Raw genomic sequence first — 19,545 nt, forward strand, 5'->3', positions numbered from 1 at the left:
CAGATTAAATTCAGAATATTAAAAATTAACAAAGTGAAGAAGGAGGGATTTTATGCAAATACAAACTGAGGCAAAAAAACAACCTAGTAAACCAAAGTTTAAAATGCCTGATGCGTACGTACTACTATTTTTTATTGCCTTACTTTGCGCCATTGCTACTTATTTCGTTCCTGCTGGAGAATTTAAAAGGGTTACAAACGGGACCGTTACAACGACAATACCAGGTAGCTATCATTCTGTTCCGCAATCACCTGTAGGATTTGTTTCTTTTTTTACCGCTATTGAAAAAGGAATGACACTTGCTGCTCCTATTATCTTTCTAATTTTATTTACAGGTGGAGCCATTGCAATTCTTGAAAAAACAGGTGCTCTTGACGGTTTAATCTATCATGTTATTAACAAATTTCGTAATCAGCAATTACTTTTCATTTGTATAGTTGCTTCGCTTTTTTCTATTCTTGGAACGACTGGTATTATCGTTAACTCAGTTATCGGTTTTATCCCCATCGGCATCATCGTTGCACGCACATTAAAATGGGACGCTATCGTCGGTGTAGCAATTATTTATTTAGGCACTTATGCTGGTTTTAATGCTACTATTTTATCTCCCTCACCTTTAGGCATTTCACAAAAGATCGCAGAACTTCCGATGTTTTCCGGGATTGGTTTACGCACCGCAATCTATATATCTTTTTTACTTGCCACTATCCTTTATATAAATTGGTATGTAAAACGCTTGAAAAAATCAAATAAAGGAAGCATTCTCGGCGACAACTGGTTTCCAAGTAACGCTCTTTCAAACGAAAAAGAAACAGAGAAAAAAGAAGTTCCTTGGACGATACGTCATAAATTAATTTTACTCGTTTCAGCTTTATCATTAATTGCATTTTTAATAGGCGCTTTTCGTCTACATTGGACGGACGCAGAAATGACCGCTACTTTTATTTTCATTGCAATTACAGCAGGAATAATAGGTGGCATGAAAGCAAACGATATCGCATCCACTTTTCTAACTGGCTGCCAAAATCTTATCTACGGTGCTTTAATCGTCGGAATGGCTCGCTGTATTTCAGTCATTTTAGAACAAGGCAAATTACTTGATACAATCGTTAACCAACTCGCACAAGCTCTCGAAGGACAAAGCCCTGTATTTGGTGTTATCGGCATGTATGTGAGTAGTGCCGCATTACATTTCCTCATTTCATCCGGGACAGGAGAATCGGTTATTTTCATTCCGATATTAGCTCCATTAGCTGATTTCATGCACATTACACGCCAAGTTACAGTACAGGCTGTTATGCTTGGGGAAGGTGTAGTAAACTGCTTAAATCCAACTTCCGGTGTTTTAATGGGCGTTCTCGCAGCAAGCGGCATTTCTTACGGCAAATGGATTCGATTCATGGCTCCACTTGCATTCATTTGGTTTATCATTGGACTTGTTTTTCTTATTATTGGGGTGAATATTGAGTGGGGACCGTACTAAAATACCCATATATACTTAACTTGATAAAATATCTATCCTATTCTCCTCTTCAATCCTATAAAAATCATTTATTCTAGTAAACATATAAGAAGGGATTGATCATAATGATCAATCCCTTTTATCAAAATATAATACCTTTAAAAATCTTAGTTCCAAATTTTATTTACCCATTCAGGATGATCAATAAAAGGATTGCGGTTATGTTGATATTTTGTAAAAATCACTTCATTACGCTTTCGCTCTAAATCATCGACCGGGTCTTGTTCATTCCATTTTAATAAAACAGATAGTTTCCCCATGTATGCATCTTTATTGTTATTCACTTTTTCATTTAGTTCTAAATCTATTTCGCCGTTGTCCCCCTCGTAACGAACAGCCATATAAAACAGCATTCTAGCAATATCTCCTTTTACACTATCACGAGGTTCCCAAGAATCACTATCATATTTACATTCTGTCGCTTCAGAATGATTTACACCACCGTTATCAAAATCCAGATTTCCACGTGAACTATTTACAGATACATCCGTCGCTCTTAAATGATGTAGATCTGTTCCAGGTCCTGCAGTCGTTCCAAAGTCACCGTGAGATTTTGCCCAAACACGCTCTCGGTTCCAGTTATTTACTCCTGATCCATTCGTAAGCTTCCCTTGCGAACGACCAGTATATAAGAGTAACACATTATTTTTATTATTTGGATCTTCATCAGTATCTCTTAGTGCTTCCCAAACCGCACTGTATGATAACTTTGTATGATTATCAATAATATTATGCAGTTCCTTCTTTAATTCTAACCCCGTTTTTCCTATTGCGTTATTATAATATGTATCGTCATAACTTTTTACAATAATCTCTTGTGCTGATGCAGGAGCTACTTCACCGTGTATAGTATCTGTGAATGATAGCGATGCAGAACCTAAAATAAAAAATGAAGATAGTGTAATCATAGCAATCTTTGTATTTCGAAACTTCATATACCCATTCCCCTTTAAAATATAATTTGAAGCTATTCACTAAAAAGTGCTTTCTAACCCCCGAAACCTTTTAGAAATCCATACCCCTTTTCTGTTTATTTAATACACGACTCTATCCAGTCTGTATCACTTCTAAACTTTTTGTTTATTCACATTCCAAACAATTTCACTTTTTACATGGAATATCCTTCTCTTATAAAGATTATTAAAATATTCTTTACAATTAAAAAGTAGTTTAATATTAACTTATAAATTTAAGTTTATTTATGCAATAATGCATATTTGATAAATACTTTAAAAAACAGTTTGAATAAAAAGCATTCAAAGAAAACCATGCCACAAAACAGATACAATCTAAGACAGAAATAATAAAAATCAAGATGATAGCTCGACTTTTCCCTTTTCTATAACTGTCTTTATTTTTGTGTAAAACCTTTCTTTCTCTGAATAATACGTACAAAAATAGATTGGATACCATGTAGGCACCAATCTATTTTAATTAAAGAAACTGTGTCAATTCTGAGTTCACAACACGTTGTGCAGTAATGATAACACTGTCAGCTGTTAGTCCATAAACACTATATAGTCCACCAGGTTGATTAGGAACAATTTGAACTTCATATTCAAATGCTTGTCCAAAAGCAGGATGAACTAAACTTAGAGTTGCAAAAGTAGAAGCATTAGAATTCACATTGAAGTTTACCTGTTCAATTAATACTAATGAACCGTCAAGTCTAAAAACTCTAGCTACTCCAGTAAGTGGGCCCGCAGTACGGTTAAGGATCTTTACCCTAACTCTATTTGCATTAGCAGGTTGATTTCCTACGTTTTCAATTGGTCCTGTAGTAAGTGCCATATAACATCACCCCCATTATATTATTATGATATTCAACGGTATATATTGATGTTATAGTTTAATTACCCAATTTATTTTAAATAAAAAAGCTTGTTTCTTATATTTTCTATAAGAAACAAGCTTTTTTTTTCAACTACCATTCCTAAGACAAGTTTATCCGTCTCGAAAACATTTACAGTTACTTGACGTTTATGCTGGAGCAGAACTACTACTATTTACTTTGCATTGAATCTATATATTTTTTAACTACTTCATATACATATTCTTGATTTGCGGCTGCTGTATTTGGGTTATATTTCCCGCCGTTTGTTTTATTATTAGATAATACTCGAATCCCTAAAAATGGGACATCATAAGCTTTCGCGATTTGAGCTGCAGCAGCTCCTTCCATTTCTTCTACAGATGTACCGTATTTTGTATGGAACCACTTAATTCTATCTACTTCATTATTCCAAAGGTCTGCTGAGCCTATAGTACCTTCAACCACTTTACCTTTTGTATATTTATCTTTTACCGCATTAGCTGCTGCAAGTAAATCCTTATCTCCTTCGTAGTATCGGATTTTCTCAGCATTTGGATCTTCTCCTGCACTTCCTTCAGAAGCCATTAAGTCCATAGATATCCATTTTGTCGGCTCAATTCCTTGATTCTCATCCATATTTGTTGTTTTTAATGAACCTATATTTGCAACTTGTTTTCCTAATACAATATCAAATACATTTAAATTTGGATCATGTCCACCTGATGTTCCTTGGTTAATAATTGCTGTAGGTTTATATTTTTCAATAGCCACCGCTGTAGCAGCTGCTGTATTCTCCATTCCTTTACCTGTTTTCGCAACGATTACAGGATAATTGTCGACAGTTCCTTTATAAAATACAAAAGTTCCAGACTTTTCTTCTTTCACATTTTTTAGCCTTTTCGCAAACTTTTCTGCTTCTATCGGCATTGGCCCTTGAATTAAGATAGGTTTTTGATTGCTTTTTTCCTCAACTTGTTTCGGACTCGCATTACATCCCACAAGTATCGAGAATGACAATGCAACAGTAGTTACTAGGGCAGCACATTTTTTCAACGTATTCTTCTTCATAAATAATCTCTCCTCTTTCTCTTGTTGTGTTTTCTATACTCGATGCTTTTGGTCCAAACAAAAAAGTTCTAGAAATTGTAGAAGAATCTCTACTTTCTAGAACTACGGTAGTCAAAGTTAATTGAGCAAAAGATAAAACAAATGCCAAATTATAGATCGGTAGCGCTCATTAGCATAGAACGGCCGAATACTTTAACCCGTAGTCCAGTTCTTTCATTGGGAACTAGGTAGAAACGCTCGGACCATATTACCGAGTATATACGAGTGATGTTATTCAAAATTATTATATGGATAATATAACAAACTATTAGTGTGCGCGCAATTAAAACATGAACATTTTTCGTTAAGTTTTTAAAAAATGTTCGTTTTTAAAGATAAATCCGATAAAAAAATAACCTTCCCAAATAACTTACATCGTAAAAAAAATATATACTAAACTAGTTTATCCTACAGCAATCGTTAATGAAAATCTTCCTAAAATAAAAAGAAGTCCCATAAAACTAGAACTTCTTTTTATATGTATATTTACTTCGTTACCTCTCCAAACTGCGCTCTCGTCACTTTCGCCAAGTCATCCACTTTCAGCTCAATTTGTATACCAATCTTCCCGCCACTTACGATCATCGTTTCAAGTGATTGGGCGCTTTCATCGATACATGTAGAAAATAACTTCTTCATTCCGACTGGTGAACAACCACCGCGAATGTATCCTGACACTTTCGTAATATCTTTTACAGGAATCATTTCAATCTTCTTTTCACTTACTGCTTTTGCGGCAGCTTTTAAATTTAATTCCTCATCTACTGGGATGATAAACACATGATAATTTTTACTATTCCCTTGAGCGATTAACGTTTTATATACTTCTCTCACTTCTCGTCCAATTTTCTCGGCTACTGATACGCCATCAATTTTCCCATCGTCTGGATCATATGACATCATCGAATATTCGATCTTTTCTTTATCTAATATTCGCATCGCATTTGTTTTATCTTTTTTCATAACGTTCTCCTTAAAAGGTTATTTCATATTATTAAGTTTTATTATACACCCTTTTCCATTTCTCCTACATAACTTCACGTATATTTCAAAACTAAAAATATTGATAATTCAAAAATCATCTGATATAATTTGGAAAAACTTACGTTAAGGAGAGATTTGCAATGCGAAATTTTAATACTTCTTTCCAACTTCATCATCATACGTAACGCCGTGTATCCGAAGAAAAATTTTTCTTCGTGGGTACAGGGCTTTTCCTGTTGACCCACGAAGCGTTCATAAAGCTATGTGGGTATTTTTATACCTGCATAGCTTTTTTTAATTAAAAAAAGGAGTGATTACAATGGAAATGAAAAATGTAAAAGGAACGAAAGACTATTTACCAGAGGAGCAAGTGCTGCGAAATAAAATTAAAAGAACTTGCGAAGATACATTTGAACGATACGGATGCAAACCGTTAGAGACACCAATGTTAAATATGTATGAGCTTATGTCTTACAAGTACGGTGGTGGCGATGAAATATTAAAAGAAATATATACACTTCAGGATCAAGGAAAACGTGACCTTGCCTTACGATACGATTTAACTATTCCATTCGCAAAAGTCGTGGCAATGAATCCGAACATCCGCCTTCCGTTTAAACGTTATGAAATTGGGAAAGTATTTCGAGATGGGCCAATTAAACAAGGAAGATTTCGTGAATTTATACAATGCGACGTTGATATAGTCGGTGTAGAATCAGTCATGGCTGAAGCGGAACTCATGAGCATGGCGTTTGAGCTGTTCCGAACATTAAACTTAGAGATAACGATCCAATATAATAACCGAAAACTGTTAAATGGTATTCTTCAGGCCATTAACATCCCTACTGAATTAACAAGTGACGTCATTTTATCATTAGACAAAATCGAAAAGATTGGGATTGATGGTGTACGAAAAGATGTATTAGAGCGCGGAATTTCTGAAGAAATGGCTGATACAATATGTAATACTGTATTATCTTGTCTAAAGCTTTCAATTGATGACTTTAAAGACGCTTTCAATACTCCAATCGTTGCCGATGGAGTAAACGAATTGCAACAATTACAGCAATATTTAATCGCTCTTGGAATAAATGAAAATGCTATATTCAATCCGTTTTTAGCGCGAGGACTTACAATGTACACAGGCACCGTATATGAAATCTTTTTAAAAGATGGATCGATTACATCTAGCATCGGTAGCGGCGGTCGATACGATAATATTATTGGGGCATTCCGTGGCGATAATATTAGCTATCCAACAGTCGGTATTTCATTCGGTTTAGACGTTATTTATACAGCACTCTCACAGAAAGAAACGATATCATCTACAGCGGATGTATTTATCATCTCACTCGGGACAGAATTACAATGCTTACAAATTGCCCAGCAATTACGTTCTACCACTTCCTTAAAAGTCGAACTCGAACTAGCAGGACGCAAATTAAAACGTGCTCTTAATTATGCCAATAAAGAGAATATCCCTTACGTGCTTATTATTGGTGAAGAAGAACTTAGTACAGAAACCGTTATGCTGCGGAATATGAAGGAAGGTAGTGAGGTGAAGGTTCCCCTTTCTTCTTTAAGTAGTTATTTATAATACGAACCACCCTCGTTTGGGTGGTTTTTCTATTTTATAGATAAGGAAACAATTAGTTAACATAAAATAATTATATTATACTAAAAACCACAAGTGTTTAATATCCAATCACCTACCTTTTTTGGTAATATATAAATATTAATTATTTTAGGAGGATTTACTTTGAAAACTTACATATAAGCACTAAAGTGGCCTACAGGGATCTATCATCTTTTATTACTTCCTTGCTATTATATATTTCCAAGTCTTGTTAACCTAGATGGGATACCTTTACTACTATTGATGGCTTTACATATCACTACTATTTTATTAGCTAAAAAAGCAGGCATGAATACGTACGCTCATTATATAGGTATTATCGTTACTCTAGTTGCCTTCTTTCCTTATATAGAAATCCTTCTACATATGATAGCAGCCATCTTCCTTTTATTAGATGCTGCTTCTACGAATGCAAAAGAAGTTTATGATTCATAGATGGATAAAATGAAATTTTAATCCATTGAGTTTTGAAATAGGTCAGCAAAAAAGATTTACTTTTTAAGTAAACCTTTTTTCATTTTTAATTACTTTCCTTACTCCAGACTAATAAAAGAATATTCTGTTTAATTTTTATAAATTTCTAAATATTTATAATACATTCAAATTAACATACATTTTAGTTATGTAAAAAATCTAAGTTTTAAGGAGATGAATCCATGCTGAAAAAGTTGGTAGCAGGTGCATTATTAACTGTTTCGTCGTTAACTGGAGGACTGGGGTCAGTATCAGCTAGTACCGAAAAGGATTATTCGATTAGCTCTTTTGAATATGTAACTGTAGATGAAAAGACTGTAGATTCGTTTAACAAATTGGGTGCTCCATCTAAGGAAGACGTAAAAATAACTGTAGTTCTACCGAAACAAAATCAAAATGGAGACTGGTTATCTTATGGATTTTCGAACAAAGAAAGTTTAGATTCTTTTATTGAAAAAGACAAACAAAGGTTGAATAATACAATCAATCCCCTTGGTGTTGGAGGGAGCGGACCTAATAGTACAGATTTCTATGAACATGCAAATAAAGGTGGCGAGTATTTTTCTCTTAGTAGCGGTTTTAAAAATTTGCCTCCTAATTGGCAAAATAGAATTTCTTCTGTAAGTACAGCATCCCCTACTGCTAGCTATTCGACAACACTATGGGATCGTACTTCAACTGAAGGATATGGTAAAGGTATCGTCTTCAAACACTCTGATTGGTATGGTAAAACTGTAAACTTGAATGACTTTGCAATTTCAGCAGTTGAAGTTAAAAAGTAAAAACATAGAAATAAAGTGAAACTTTAATCAGTGGGGGTTTTGTTCATCCCCCACCTAACTTCTTTGCTTCCACTGAATTTTGAGGTGGGGATCTTACTGCCCGTTAATGCGGGATAAAAGGTGTCTTTACGTATGGAAAACACCTTTTATTTCTACAACTCTTAACTATTATTTTTCGTATTCCTACTTTCCAAAACTTTCTCCATATTATGAGTCGCCCATTCCATCATTAATAGAATCATTGGACGTAGTGATTCACCAAGCTCAGTTAACGAATATTCTACTTTAGGTGGAACTTCACGGTATACTTCACGATGGATGATGCCGTCTGCTTCAAGTTCTCTCAGCTGCAGTGTTAACATTCTTTGTGTGATATTAGGTTTTAATCTTTTTAATTCATTAAACCGCTTTGTACCATCTAATAAATGATACAAAATAACCCCTTTCCATTTTCCACCAATAACCTCAACCATAGCTTCAACTGGACAAGAATATTTATTTAGAAATGGGTAATTTATATTATTTTCATTCGAACAATCCATCATAACTCCTTTCCCTTACCAATAGTATCTTTTTTGATACTATAACACAAAAATGTGCGTACTTGTGTCAATGTTACTTTAAAAATATAATTTACTTACAAAATAAATTAACGAAAAGAGGAACTTTTATGACAAATACAAAAGAAATTACAAAAGAGAAAATTATGGAGGCTTTTCATTTCAGACATGCATGTAAAGAGTTCGATCCTATACACAAAATTTCAGAAGAGGATTTTAAATTCATTTTAGAAACAGGCAGATTATCTCCTTCTTCTTTTGGATATGAGCCTTGGAAATTTATTGTCGTACAAAATAAAGAATTAAGAGAAAAACTACAACCGTATTCATGGGGCGCTGGTGGGCAACTTGCAACAGCAAGCCACTTCGTCATTGTTCTTTCAAGAAACATTAAAGATATGCACTATGATGCAGAGTATATTAAATATATGATGAACGATATTATTGGATTGCCTGAAGACACTCAAAAAATTAGATATGAATTCTTCAAAAAGTTCCAGGAAACAGATTTTAACTTATTACAATCCGATCGTGCTGTATTTGATTGGGCATCTAAACAAACTTATATTGCTTTAGGTAATATGATGACGAGCGCAGCTCAAATCGGTATTGATTCTTGTCCAATAGAAGGATTTGATAAAGAGGAAGTAGATTCTTTACTTCGTCAAGAAGGCATTATACAAGGCGATAACTTTGAAGCATCAGTTATGGTTGCCTTTGGTTACCGTAAAGAAGAGCCAAAGCGTGATAAAACAAGACAGACTATGGATACAATTGTTGAATGGATTAAGTAATATAGCACACACAAATAATGCTCCTAATAGCTGGATACTTATACTAAAGAACTATCAGTCGTTTTTCTTATGTATGAATTTGATTTTTCATGGAAAGATATATTAGTATGTATACAGTTTGAGCGCTCTATTTTTTAGAGTCGAACAGGAGGAGAATGAATATGTCTGATATTGAAGTTGGCGAAGTGTTTACTCTTAGTGATGAGAATAACGAAGAGCAAGAAGTAGAAGTACTTGGAGCGATGGATGTCGAAGGCGCAGAATATATTGCAGTTGCCTTTGTTGAAGATATCCAAACAGAAACTGAGGAAGACATTGATATTTTCTTTTTAAAAGTAGAAGAAGATAATGAGTTTTCATACATTGAAAATGATGAAGAGTTTGATAAAGTATCTGCTGCGTTTGAAAAGATTTTGGATGAGCAAGAGCAAGAATAGTATGAATGAAAAACATGAGGGCGGATGCATATCCGCCCTCTTTTTATTTATTACTCATCCAGAGACTCACGCAGTAATTGCAGTACATCTTTCATCGCAAAAGGTCCATCTTTTTTAACATGCTCCGCAAATTCTGAAACGAGACGTAATGTTCTCACACTTTCGATTGGATGTTCTCCTGATGCACTTTCAGCTGAAAGCATAACTGCATTCGTCCCGTCCAGTACAGCTTGAAACACATCAGTCACCTCTGCTCTTGTTGGAATAGAATGATCTACCATAGATTGAAGCATTTGTGTTGCTGTAATGACATATGTATTCGTTCGATTACATTCACGAATCATCATTTTCTGTAAAAGGGGAATACATTGATATGGTAACTCTACTCCTAAATCGCCCCTTGCAATCATAATTCCATCTACTTCTTTACATATATCTTGAAAATTCTCGATTGCTTCCATCGTTTCTATTTTAGCGATTAAACTTGGAGAAGTTTCTTTATACTGTTGTATAAAATCTCGTATTTCTTTTATATGACTAGGTTTTCGTACGAAAGAACACGCAATAAAATCAACATCCTCTTCTAAAAGAAACTGAATATCTTTTTTATCTTTCTCTGTAATAGCTGGTAAACGAACAGTCGCACCTGGTAAATTAACTCCTTTATGAGATGAGATATTGCCACCTGTTTTAACCTTTGTTTCTATTTTGTCCGTACTTATCTTTTCAACAATTAATTCAACTTCTCCATCATTAATCAAAATTCTACTGTCTACTTTCACATCATTCGCAATTCCTTCATAATCAACACTTGCTTCTGTATTACTCCCTGTAACTGGTTGTGTATGTAAAATAAAAGAATCTCCTGCCTGAAGTGTAATTTGCTCTCCCTTCACTTCACCTAATCTTATTTTAGGACCTTGTACATCACCCAAAAATTTAATAGAGTCATCTAATGATTTCACTAAACGAATGATGTCTTTATGACTTTCATGCGTGCCATGCGATAAATTCAGTCGAACAATTTTCATACCATTCTTTATTAACTGTGCTAACGTTTCTTTATTATTACTTGCGGGTCCAATTGTACAAATTCGATCGATTGTCATTTTTGTCACCATCCTTTTTTTAATAAGTTTCCCATATGAACTTAAAAATAACAGAGATAATGACATGAATAGATTTAAATTTACACGAATTTCATAAAATTAAACCTGTATCCCTTGCTGGCTAAGCATTAGAAGATATATTCGCTTTTTTGCAAATGAAGACATGTTGAATCGAAAGTAAAAGAAAAGTTAAGTATGGGATAAACCATTGAGAGTTTCGAAATTTTCATATATTGTTTGAATTGAGTTCGAACTCAAAAATTTAAAAAGGTGGGAAAATTAGTGAATATGAAAAAATCTTTATCGGTGACAACTTTAGGGTTAGCGGTTTTAGGTTTTGGTTTTACTAATAACGCAAGTGCTTCAGAGGTCGATACTGTAGACAAGCAGCCCGTTTTAGTTGACTTTGATACAATTCAATCAACAAAAACATCTAGTGTTCCTAGTTTGACTGTTGCAGCTGCACCTAAGAATGACTCTAACATTAGCGTATATACTCCCTTTTTTGGTAACCCATATGCAGTTGCGAAATCGAAATCAACTACGACCGAAGACTATGTTTATGCAAAAGCAAGAACTTTCAATGGCGATGGCTCATTAGTAAATACGAAAAGTAATAGTGCAAAAAAATCATCCTTTGTAAATGCTACAGCGACCAACACAAGCGTTTATTATGGAGATGATTACGCTATCGGTAATCATACCTATAAATTAAGTGGTTATAATGATGTAAATCACGAAACAAAAGCCTTCTGGTAAGAAAGAGAAAAAAGATATGCATCTTGCATATCTTTTTTCTCTAATACTTTACATATATTGAGGTGCTATTTATGAAACAAATATATATTATTAGCGGTGTTTTACTTATTTCATTACTTACAATTTATATTTTGTTCAATACTTCAATCATACAACCTCATCCTCTTTCCATAGAAAATAAACGAGAGCAACAAACCAATACTATTTCTTACGGATTGAAGGATAATCAAGGCCAACATATCAACAATGGCAGTACAATTACTAGTGAGGATAATAAAATTAATGTAACATTATCATTCGTACATACTATTAATGAAAACCGAAAATATGGATTAATTGTTCTAGAAGATTACGAACAAAAACCTTTTAGAATAGAAGATACTACTAATGAAATATCACACTATTTTTTTGATATGAAACCAAACAGTTCAATTACTACGAAAATCTCTTTACACACCTCTCCTAATGGAAATGAATTAACCTTTTTAATAATTAAAAAACCTGAATACAAATTAAAAGATAATAACTTAAATAAAGCAGCAATTTTAGAAGATATTCTAAGTATGCGATATTCAATGCATCCTTTTCAGAAAGAAAACGAAAAAATAAAACTCTCCCTTATAGATCCAGATGCTATTTTAAAAGATGGTCTTTACGAACCATTATTTGTTACGAACCGTGAAGAGAACTTACAAACTGTCTTCTTTGAAAAGGAAGGCAAGCAATTAACCCTATCAAACGGTAATGAAACGAATGATGAAATGACTTACGCAATCGTAGCTTTTAAAGATTGGAAACAAGTTGAAATATTTAACAATAGAAAAGTCGTTTATACTAAGGTTGCACCTGAAACAAGACAAATCTTTAATTTCACATTGCCTTCAGTGGATCAGGAAAGTAATTTTCAACTCGTTGCTTTTCCATTTCCTTTTAAAGTTAGCGAAGAAGATTATATCAGTCAACAAGCATTCAGTTCCTTTCGCATCGTAATTGAAAATGATAATAAATAAGTTATACTGTGCACATTACAACAACCTAAAAAAGGCCTACTCACACGAGTAGGCTTTTGAAACTATGAAAGTTTCGTCAATAACTGATTTAAATCTTTTTTCGTTTTCGTCGTTAATGATTTCATTTTATTAATATCGATTTTTTCTTTCTCCGCTCCTACAATTAACGGATACATACTTTGACCGATTGTTTTAGAATCCGTCGGATGTGATGCTTCTAGCTCTTTTTCAATCACGTCCCACTTTTCATTAATTTGTTTGCCAAGCTTATTCACTGTTTCCAATTTTGGATTAGCAGCTAACTGCTTGTCCAAGCTATCAATTAATGCCACAACTTCTTTAACGTTCGTTTTCACAGCAACACTTTTCTTCGGATCTTTCGTTGTCTTTTCGTTATTGTTTGTGTTTGAGCTTGTACTTGTGCTTTGATCTGCTGTTTTCCCGCTAGTCGTTTGGTCATTCGTTTTTCCTGTCGTTTCTTTTTCTTTTGTTTTCACATTCTCATTTTGAGTTGACGTTTTGCCGTTACTTTCTGTTCCTGATGATTCTTTCGTATTTTTTGCATCTTTATCTGTTTTTTCATTTGAAGAAGTATTTGTTTCTTTTTCAGTATCTTTCGTTGTTTTGGACGCTTCATCTGCACTTGTCGTTTTTGCTTCTCCTTCATTTTGCGCTGTTACTTGCTCTTTCTTTTCTGCCTCTTTATCTGCTGATGGACTACAAGCTGCCATAGTAAGCATTGTACCAATTGTTATCGATGCGATAGCGACCTTTTTCATTTTCATATAAATCCCCCTATGTTTACTTTATTTATCCTCCCCTTTACGATTCGATTTCCCCTTAAAAAATCCCTTTTCATACGAATTACCATCTTTCCGACAGTAATCTTCATAATAATACGGACAAAAACTGATAAACTCATTTTAATATTCGAGTTTCTTCTACTTCATTTTTCTGCTCGTAAGTAAAAGAAAAAGAGTATATTGTCACATTAAGAATTACTATCTTTATATGACGATATACTCTTCTATCAAATTTTTATCTTTCTTGACATTTTATTTATACAAAAAAATAAAATTTCCTTTCGTTTTTTGTTTCTCAACATTTGTTAACATAATATTTTTATGAATAACCACCATTCGAGTGAATAACTTGCCCAGTAACCCATTTCGCTTCTTCACTTACTAAAAAAGAAATTAAGCGCGCAGCATCCATTGTTTCTCCAACTCTACCTTGCGGGAATTTCCATACTAAATAATGTTTTAATTCCTCTGTAATCCACCCTGTATTTGTTGGTCCTGGATCAACGGCATTAACAGTAATCCCCTTCTCCATCGCTACTGGTGCTACTGACTTTGTAAATGCTTCAATTGCCCCTTTCGTTGCTGCATATGCTAGTTCATCTGGCATTGGACCTACTGACTGTCCTGAAGTAAGATTAATAATACTCCCGCCCGTTTTAAGTGAATAATGTTTTATAAACAATGAACTTAATAGCATAGTAGCCCGAATATTAACTGTATAATGTTTATCCAACTGCTCTACATCTAATTCCTCAATTCTCGTATGAGTAGAATATACTGCATTATTAACTAGAATAGATGGATCACCTAACCGTTCTGATACCATATAAAACAAACGATTTGGCGAATAAGACTGCGATAAATTGATTTCTGCCATTTCACATCGAACATCGTAACTTTCAATTTCCTTTTTCAGCAAAAAGGGTTCTTGATCACTCATTCCCCATGGCATCGCTTTATCATACTTTGGCCAGTACGTGAAAAAAATGTCTATCCCCTTTTGAGCAAGCACCTTGCATACAGCTGCACCAATTCCATTCAGACGAGTTGCCCCTGTTACAATTGCTATTTTCTTCACCTTTTTCTCCTCCATCTATACACAGATCCCCTGCATGAATACAGAGGATCTATCTTCTTATTGAATATTTGACAGTATACGTTCAGCACCTAATTTTAACATTTTAATAAAGATATAATTTACAATCGTAAACATTACAAATAAAACGATAAACATAACCCACAGTCCGACATTAAGGAAGAAGTATAATACACTTACTCCCCCCACAATAATTAAAGCTATTAAAATATTAGCTAAAAAATTCCACAAAGTGGTATATCGGCTCTTAAATAATTTCTGCTCTGTATCCCAATGAATATCTGCAGTTTGCGCGTCCCAGCGTGTTCCGATTAAATTAATTAATAACAACCCGTTCGCACTTAGTAAAAACCACAGTATCATAAAGACTGGAGAAATCCCAGCTACAACTGCCATCGTAATACCGAATACTGCTAAAATGATCACATTAATTAACCAAGCAGTGATTGCTTTCGCAAAAAAGATATCCGAAGCCTTTACTGGTAAATAACGATTCACAAACCAAGAGCTTCCATCTCGCGAAAATGACGTTGTTGCAATGACGTTACTACCCATTAAAAATAACGATGCACAAAGACCAACACCAATTGCAAATCCTGTTGTCTTTGGATTGTTAATATACTCTGTAATAAACTTTAAATTTCCATCTTGCACAAATAAAATAAAGAACAACATAATTGGCATAACGAAAGTTTGTACAATGCAATTTAAGAAAAATTGTGGTGTACGGAATAACGTTTTAAATTCTTTTTTCACATACGCTTTTAAATGCGAACTTTGTACTGTTGATTTCTGTAAACCTTCCGCCGAAATAACTTGTTTCTTTGCTGTACTCGTTGAAAGTCCAATAACCCCTTTTAAATATGTACGCTCTGCTATGTAATAAAACAACACAAAGAAGACAAATGAAATAACTGCAAAGATTATTACATATAAAGGTCCCTTCCAATTTGCATTTTCTACTAATGCCACTGCTCCAAAATATGTAGTTGGAAAATAATTTGTCATTTGTACTAAAAGAGAAGATTGATTATTTACAAGGTATTCCGCAGCCCCATCTCCAGAAAACGCACTTTTATTTCTCCACTGCATAAATACGTTAATTCCTACAATAAATAATATACTTACGATTCCAATAAATATATTTCCTCGATCTTTATTTTTCGCTATATTTGTATACCTCATAATAATTGTCATCAGTAACGAAGCTAATACTAACGGCACGATTGGGAAGAGTAAGTAAATAAAAATCATATATATGTAATATGTAATAAATGCGCCACTTTTTAAACCGTACGTAATGAAGATTGGTAATAAAATAAATGAACTCATTACGTATTGTGTAATTAATACCGTTAAAAATTTTGCCGAAATAATTTGCGCTGGTTTTAATGGTAACGGCAGTAACATTTCAATATCATTGCTGTAGTAAAATACAGTTAAAATGTTCGTTATACTCATTAAAAATACCCATATACTCGCAATCGCAAGTCCCATTGCAATAATCATTCCCGGCCCTTGCCCTAATTGTTTCAGACCTTCATACATTCCGTGCGTCATCGAACCAAATATTAAAAATCCAACAAATAAAATAGCTGCAAATGAAAATAAATACGCCCATCGCTTCTTCTTATCTGCTATAAAATCTGCGTAATTTAACTTTAATAGTACCTTCGTTAACGTCCAAATTTTACTCATTGCCCGTCATCTCCAAGAACATTTTTTCAAGTGATTCATTGGATTTAAAATGATCTCTCATTTCATCTAAATTTCCTTTAAACTGCAAATTCCCCTTATTAATAATAGCAACCCGGTCACATATTTTTTCCGCTACTTCTAATACGTGTGTAGAGAAAAATACAATCTTTCCTTTATCCGCATGTTCTCTCATCATTTCTTTTAAAATATATGCAGATTTCGGATCAAGCCCTGTTAACGGTTCATCTAAAATCCATACATCTGGTTCATGCACGAGCACACCAATAATAACGATTTTTTGTCTCATACCGTGCGAATAACTTTGAATTTGATCAGATAATGCATTATAAAGATCAAACTTCTTCGCTAAAGACTCTATTCGTTCTTGTCTTACTTCTTTCGGCACTTCATACATATCAGCCATAAAGTTTAAATATTCAATTCCTTTTAAACGTAAAAACATATCTGGGCTATCCGGCACATAACCAAACGTCTTCTTCGCTTCCATCGGCTCTTCCATAATATTTTTTCCGTTAATCGTAATCGTCCCTTTGTCCACCCCGTGAATGCCAGTAATCATCTTAATTGTCGTGGATTTACCCGCACCATTCGGTCCTAAAAATCCAAAGATTTCGCCGCTAGGTACAGATAAACTTAAATCTTTTACTGCATAGGTAGACCCATTATAACTTTTTGACACATTCGTAATTTCAATCATTCCATCCAATCCTTTCCTTAATTACCAAATAACTATATTGATATTATAGCATACTTCTATTTTAAGATTTTTACATTTTTCAGTTTATTTAACCTTTAAAATAAATATACACCCCTAATCCAACAACTAAAACGACAGCTAGTATAATATAAATCATTGTTAATCGTTTAATATTCCCCTTTGTCGCTTTGCTATAATTTGCATCACCATTCCGCCCAATTAACACCGTCGCAATGACAGTAATCACTACAAGTAATACAACGATCATGATCCAAGTTAGCATTTCTTCCTCCCCCTCCTTACAACCATTTTACAATATTATCCTCTTTATTTCGCAGCATATTTCCTCTTTTTACTATTATTATGAAGCAAACTGGAAAACTATTATTACCATTCCTATCCAATTGTGATATATTTGTAACATAACGTGACTTATTTCTAACAACGTAAGGAGGACCTATCATGAAAACAACTTGGATAAAATATTTAGGATTTCTCGGTTTCTTCGGTTTCCTCGGATTTTTTTATGAAAAAGGATTGTTTACTATGTTCTGTTTCTTCTCCTTTTTCACATCGTATAGAACAGTTCAACACGATGAACTGTTTGAACAAATTGTCAATAAATCGTGTCGCAATGCATTTATCGTTACATTACTAACTACCGCTATCATTATATTTATTGAAATGTTATTTCCAAACCCGGCGCTACAAGAAATTGATATCGCTCTTATTTTCGGCACACTCATTATTACGTTCGGTTTTTCTATGTTCTTTTATGATAAACCTGTTGATGAAATGGAAGATGCACCATGGCGTTCGTAACGAAGATAAAAGAATACCGCGCAAAATTGAACATGACACAAGAAGATTTAGCGAAGCAAGTTGGTGTACGCCGTGAAACAATTAGTCATCTCGAAAAAGGTAAATACAATCCTTCCTTACAACTTGCTCACGATATAGCGAAGGCACTACATAGTACAATTGATGAGATTTTTATTTTTGAGGATTGATTAAAGGCGTCCTGTCACCAGAATCACATAAAAAAATACCGTCATTCTTTCCAAGAAGAATGACGGTATTTCTCATTGATTATCCATATAAAACCGCATGAAATACGCCTAATAGTAAGTATTGATCCTCCATGTAATCTCCAGCATATGCATTCATCTCGATGTAATACGTATCTTCCTCAAGACGAATATTCCAATCTGCAATTACATAGCCTTTTCGTAATAATTTCCCCATTCCAAATGAAGTTTTATGAACAACATATTCTTCTGCCTTATATGTAAAGGTAAATATGAAATTTGCATCCAATAACTTTCCGTCACATACAAGTATTTCATGCTCTGCATCATTATTATCGATGTACGTTACTAAAATCTTTCTTTGGCGCTGCCTACTTACATCCTTTGCAATGATGCGAATATTGCCCTTACTATCCTTTATTTCATAAATGATATTACTACCAATTTTCGGAATAAAATCCAGCACTCTCATCAGCGTATTTTTATAATAGCCCCGTACTACGCCTACTTGCTCGCTTCCATTATAAACCTCTACCGGCGTCGTATCTGCTTTGCTATCACACGGTCGTTTGTAAGAAAGCTGCATCATTCGCTCTCCTCTTAAGTACTGATCAAACGTCACAGGATATTCTATCATGCGCAGTTCTTTATTTAGCTCATACAAATAGCGTTGAACACTCTCTATTAATGTTGTAGTAGCTATACGCTCTTGAAGTTCAAATTCTTGCCAGCTGGAAGAAACATTCCATTGATTATGATCCTCTTTATAGAAGAAACCAAGAATTACCTCTTCACGGTCAGCCGTTTCATATTTCATAGGTACGTTTTGCCCGTGTTGAACTTGTTCCATCCACTGACCTAAATAAATGCCCAGCTCTGCAACCTTCATACGTGACTTTTGAAAAAATACTCTGTCATCCATACAGATTGTTAAATCCCCTTCGATAAAACCATTTGTATAAGCAACATACCGTGGCTCATTCGTCTGCGGAATAACCTTGTCTAACTCAAATAAAAACGTTAACATCCTTCATTCACCTCTAGTTGTTACACTAATCATACATGACATCGCATCACTCTGAGAAACTATTTATATACGTATATTTAATTCACGCATTATAACACGTGAATGACCTTGTATAGTAGCGTTATTTTTTGTTCTATATCTTAGTATATGAACTTATATGAGCGATTTTTCAAATATATCTATCGCAA

22 protein-coding genes and 1 riboswitch are annotated in these 19,545 nt (G+C 34.0%); of the genes, 10 read left to right on the forward strand and 12 right to left on the reverse strand.

Going from position 1 to position 19,545, the window contains the following annotated elements; genetic code table 11:
* Window positions 1-52 precede the first annotated feature (52 nt).
* A complete protein-coding gene (locus NZ044_RS16270; protein ID WP_001166969.1) occupies window positions 53-1,483 on the forward strand; it encodes a YfcC family protein in 1,431 nt (476 codons plus the stop codon).
* Between the two features lie 146 nt (window positions 1,484-1,629).
* On the opposite strand, the gene NZ044_RS16275 is transcribed toward NZ044_RS16270, so the two are convergent.
* From NZ044_RS16275 to ybaK, 4 genes are all read right to left on the reverse strand, one after another.
* Window positions 1,630-2,457: an endonuclease I family protein gene (locus NZ044_RS16275; protein WP_340949864.1), complete on the reverse strand. Its 828-nt coding sequence runs from the start codon at window positions 2,455-2,457 to the stop codon at window positions 1,630-1,632.
* Window positions 2,458-2,956: 499 nt separating this feature from the next.
* On the reverse strand, window positions 2,957-3,313 hold the full coding sequence (locus NZ044_RS16280; RefSeq protein WP_001229421.1) for a hypothetical protein: 357 nt from the start codon (window positions 3,311-3,313) through the stop codon (window positions 2,957-2,959).
* A gap of 211 nt (window positions 3,314-3,524) precedes the next feature.
* The gene (locus NZ044_RS16285; protein WP_000742458.1) at window positions 3,525-4,403 is read right to left on the reverse strand and encodes a 5'-methylthioadenosine/S-adenosylhomocysteine nucleosidase; all 879 of its coding nucleotides are present in this window, start codon (window positions 4,401-4,403) and stop codon (window positions 3,525-3,527) included.
* A gap of 180 nt (window positions 4,404-4,583) precedes the next feature.
* Window positions 4,584-4,687: riboswitch (purine riboswitch) on the reverse strand.
* Between the two features lie 241 nt (window positions 4,688-4,928).
* The gene (gene ybaK / locus NZ044_RS16290) at window positions 4,929-5,405 is read right to left on the reverse strand and encodes a Cys-tRNA(Pro) deacylase (protein WP_000710860.1); all 477 of its coding nucleotides are present in this window, start codon (window positions 5,403-5,405) and stop codon (window positions 4,929-4,931) included.
* A gap of 340 nt (window positions 5,406-5,745) precedes the next feature.
* Here ybaK and NZ044_RS16295 point away from each other — a divergent pair, with 340 nt between their 5' ends.
* The 3 genes from NZ044_RS16295 (at window position 5,746) to NZ044_RS16305 (ending at window position 8,318) form a co-directional block, all read left to right on the forward strand.
* On the forward strand, window positions 5,746-7,023 hold the full coding sequence (locus NZ044_RS16295) for a histidine--tRNA ligase (protein ID WP_000425331.1): 1,278 nt from the start codon (window positions 5,746-5,748) through the stop codon (window positions 7,021-7,023).
* Window positions 7,024-7,224: 201 nt separating this feature from the next.
* On the forward strand, window positions 7,225-7,497 hold the full coding sequence (locus NZ044_RS16300; protein WP_098506655.1) for a hypothetical protein: 273 nt from the start codon (window positions 7,225-7,227) through the stop codon (window positions 7,495-7,497).
* 221 nt (window positions 7,498-7,718) lie between these two features.
* A complete protein-coding gene (locus NZ044_RS16305; protein ID WP_000914419.1) occupies window positions 7,719-8,318 on the forward strand; it encodes a hypothetical protein in 600 nt (199 codons plus the stop codon).
* Between the two features lie 161 nt (window positions 8,319-8,479).
* On the opposite strand, the gene NZ044_RS16310 is transcribed toward NZ044_RS16305, so the two are convergent.
* Complete coding sequence (locus NZ044_RS16310; protein ID WP_000340656.1) at window positions 8,480-8,860, reverse strand: winged helix-turn-helix transcriptional regulator; 381 nt, start codon at window positions 8,858-8,860, stop codon at window positions 8,480-8,482.
* Between the two features lie 128 nt (window positions 8,861-8,988).
* Here NZ044_RS16310 and NZ044_RS16315 point away from each other — a divergent pair, with 128 nt between their 5' ends.
* Both NZ044_RS16315 and NZ044_RS16320 read left to right on the forward strand, forming a co-directional pair.
* Window positions 8,989-9,672 carry an NAD(P)H-dependent oxidoreductase gene (locus NZ044_RS16315; protein ID WP_000185604.1) on the forward strand — a complete coding sequence of 228 codons (684 nt, stop codon included), beginning with the start codon at window positions 8,989-8,991 and terminating at the stop codon, window positions 9,670-9,672.
* A 155-nt stretch (window positions 9,673-9,827) separates the two neighbouring features.
* Window positions 9,828-10,109 carry a DUF1292 domain-containing protein gene (locus NZ044_RS16320; RefSeq protein ID WP_002005464.1) on the forward strand — a complete coding sequence of 94 codons (282 nt, stop codon included), beginning with the start codon at window positions 9,828-9,830 and terminating at the stop codon, window positions 10,107-10,109.
* Window positions 10,110-10,159: 50 nt separating this feature from the next.
* Here NZ044_RS16320 and NZ044_RS16325 read toward each other — a convergent pair whose 3' ends face one another.
* On the reverse strand, window positions 10,160-11,218 hold the full coding sequence (locus NZ044_RS16325) for a pyruvate kinase (RefSeq protein ID WP_118961661.1): 1,059 nt from the start codon (window positions 11,216-11,218) through the stop codon (window positions 10,160-10,162).
* A 282-nt stretch (window positions 11,219-11,500) separates the two neighbouring features.
* Here NZ044_RS16325 and NZ044_RS16330 point away from each other — a divergent pair, with 282 nt between their 5' ends.
* Window positions 11,501-11,977, forward strand: coding sequence for a hypothetical protein (locus NZ044_RS16330; protein WP_001056355.1), 477 nt, complete (start codon window positions 11,501-11,503; stop codon window positions 11,975-11,977).
* Between the two features lie 71 nt (window positions 11,978-12,048).
* A complete protein-coding gene (locus NZ044_RS16335; RefSeq protein ID WP_000810164.1) occupies window positions 12,049-12,987 on the forward strand; it encodes a hypothetical protein in 939 nt (312 codons plus the stop codon).
* A gap of 62 nt (window positions 12,988-13,049) precedes the next feature.
* On the opposite strand, the gene NZ044_RS16340 is transcribed toward NZ044_RS16335, so the two are convergent.
* From NZ044_RS16340 to NZ044_RS16360, 5 genes are all read right to left on the reverse strand, one after another.
* Window positions 13,050-13,772: a hypothetical protein gene (locus tag NZ044_RS16340; RefSeq protein WP_000782525.1), complete on the reverse strand. Its 723-nt coding sequence runs from the start codon at window positions 13,770-13,772 to the stop codon at window positions 13,050-13,052.
* A gap of 337 nt (window positions 13,773-14,109) precedes the next feature.
* Complete coding sequence (locus tag NZ044_RS16345; RefSeq protein ID WP_002082465.1) at window positions 14,110-14,868, reverse strand: SDR family oxidoreductase; 759 nt, start codon at window positions 14,866-14,868, stop codon at window positions 14,110-14,112.
* Window positions 14,869-14,925: 57 nt separating this feature from the next.
* Window positions 14,926-16,584: a putative ABC transporter permease subunit gene (locus tag NZ044_RS16350; RefSeq protein WP_340949866.1), complete on the reverse strand. Its 1,659-nt coding sequence runs from the start codon at window positions 16,582-16,584 to the stop codon at window positions 14,926-14,928.
* Entirely contained in the window at window positions 16,577-17,302 is a 726-nt protein-coding gene (locus NZ044_RS16355; RefSeq protein WP_000570204.1) for an ABC transporter ATP-binding protein, read from the reverse strand. The genes NZ044_RS16350 and NZ044_RS16355 overlap by 8 nt, the downstream gene beginning before the upstream one ends.
* 88 nt (window positions 17,303-17,390) lie before the next feature.
* Window positions 17,391-17,585 carry a hypothetical protein gene (locus NZ044_RS16360; RefSeq protein ID WP_000958863.1) on the reverse strand — a complete coding sequence of 65 codons (195 nt, stop codon included), beginning with the start codon at window positions 17,583-17,585 and terminating at the stop codon, window positions 17,391-17,393.
* Between the two features lie 179 nt (window positions 17,586-17,764).
* Here NZ044_RS16360 and NZ044_RS16365 point away from each other — a divergent pair, with 179 nt between their 5' ends.
* A complete protein-coding gene (locus tag NZ044_RS16365) occupies window positions 17,765-18,124 on the forward strand; it encodes a DUF3796 domain-containing protein (protein WP_000859207.1) in 360 nt (119 codons plus the stop codon).
* Entirely contained in the window at window positions 18,112-18,312 is a 201-nt protein-coding gene (locus NZ044_RS16370) for a helix-turn-helix transcriptional regulator (RefSeq protein WP_063675548.1), read from the forward strand. The genes NZ044_RS16365 and NZ044_RS16370 overlap by 13 nt, the downstream gene beginning before the upstream one ends.
* A gap of 79 nt (window positions 18,313-18,391) precedes the next feature.
* Here the strand turns inward: NZ044_RS16370 and NZ044_RS16375 are convergent, their stop codons facing one another.
* Window positions 18,392-19,357 carry a tubby C-terminal domain-like protein gene (locus tag NZ044_RS16375; protein ID WP_063675549.1) on the reverse strand — a complete coding sequence of 322 codons (966 nt, stop codon included), beginning with the start codon at window positions 19,355-19,357 and terminating at the stop codon, window positions 18,392-18,394.
* Window positions 19,358-19,545: the final 188 nt, after the last annotated feature.

This window comes from Bacillus sp. FSL K6-1338, assembly GCF_038006965.1.
GTDB classification, from domain to species: Bacteria; Bacillota; Bacilli; order Bacillales; family Bacillaceae_G; genus Bacillus_A; species Bacillus_A thuringiensis_S.

Bases quoted from the DNA above. Each gene is read 5' to 3' on its own strand.
- NZ044_RS16270 (WP_001166969.1), top strand. From the start codon at position 53: ATGCAAATACAAACTGAGGCAAAAAAACAACCTAGTAAACCAAAGTTT.
- NZ044_RS16275 (WP_340949864.1), bottom strand. From the start codon at position 2,457: ATGAAGTTTCGAAATACAAAGATTGCTATGATTACACTATCTTCATTT.
- NZ044_RS16280 (WP_001229421.1), bottom strand. From the start codon at position 3,313: ATGGCACTTACTACAGGACCAATTGAAAACGTAGGAAATCAACCTGCT.
- NZ044_RS16285 (WP_000742458.1), bottom strand. From the start codon at position 4,403: ATGAAGAAGAATACGTTGAAAAAATGTGCTGCCCTAGTAACTACTGTT.
- ybaK (WP_000710860.1), bottom strand. From the start codon at position 5,405: ATGAAAAAAGATAAAACAAATGCGATGCGAATATTAGATAAAGAAAAG.
- NZ044_RS16295 (WP_000425331.1), top strand. From the start codon at position 5,746: ATGGAAATGAAAAATGTAAAAGGAACGAAAGACTATTTACCAGAGGAG.
- NZ044_RS16305 (WP_000914419.1), top strand. From the start codon at position 7,719: ATGCTGAAAAAGTTGGTAGCAGGTGCATTATTAACTGTTTCGTCGTTA.
- NZ044_RS16310 (WP_000340656.1), bottom strand. From the start codon at position 8,860: ATGGATTGTTCGAATGAAAATAATATAAATTACCCATTTCTAAATAAA.
- NZ044_RS16315 (WP_000185604.1), top strand. From the start codon at position 8,989: ATGACAAATACAAAAGAAATTACAAAAGAGAAAATTATGGAGGCTTTT.
- NZ044_RS16320 (WP_002005464.1), top strand. From the start codon at position 9,828: ATGAATATGTCTGATATTGAAGTTGGCGAAGTGTTTACTCTTAGTGAT.
- NZ044_RS16325 (WP_118961661.1), bottom strand. From the start codon at position 11,218: ATGACAATCGATCGAATTTGTACAATTGGACCCGCAAGTAATAATAAA.
- NZ044_RS16335 (WP_000810164.1), top strand. From the start codon at position 12,049: ATGAAACAAATATATATTATTAGCGGTGTTTTACTTATTTCATTACTT.
- NZ044_RS16340 (WP_000782525.1), bottom strand. From the start codon at position 13,772: ATGAAAATGAAAAAGGTCGCTATCGCATCGATAACAATTGGTACAATG.
- NZ044_RS16350 (WP_340949866.1), bottom strand. From the start codon at position 16,584: ATGAGTAAAATTTGGACGTTAACGAAGGTACTATTAAAGTTAAATTAC.
- NZ044_RS16355 (WP_000570204.1), bottom strand. From the start codon at position 17,302: ATGATTGAAATTACGAATGTGTCAAAAAGTTATAATGGGTCTACCTAT.
- NZ044_RS16360 (WP_000958863.1), bottom strand. From the start codon at position 17,585: ATGCTAACTTGGATCATGATCGTTGTATTACTTGTAGTGATTACTGTC.
- NZ044_RS16365 (WP_000859207.1), top strand. From the start codon at position 17,765: ATGAAAACAACTTGGATAAAATATTTAGGATTTCTCGGTTTCTTCGGT.
- NZ044_RS16370 (WP_063675548.1), top strand. From the start codon at position 18,112: ATGGCGTTCGTAACGAAGATAAAAGAATACCGCGCAAAATTGAACATG.
- NZ044_RS16375 (WP_063675549.1), bottom strand. From the start codon at position 19,357: ATGTTAACGTTTTTATTTGAGTTAGACAAGGTTATTCCGCAGACGAAT.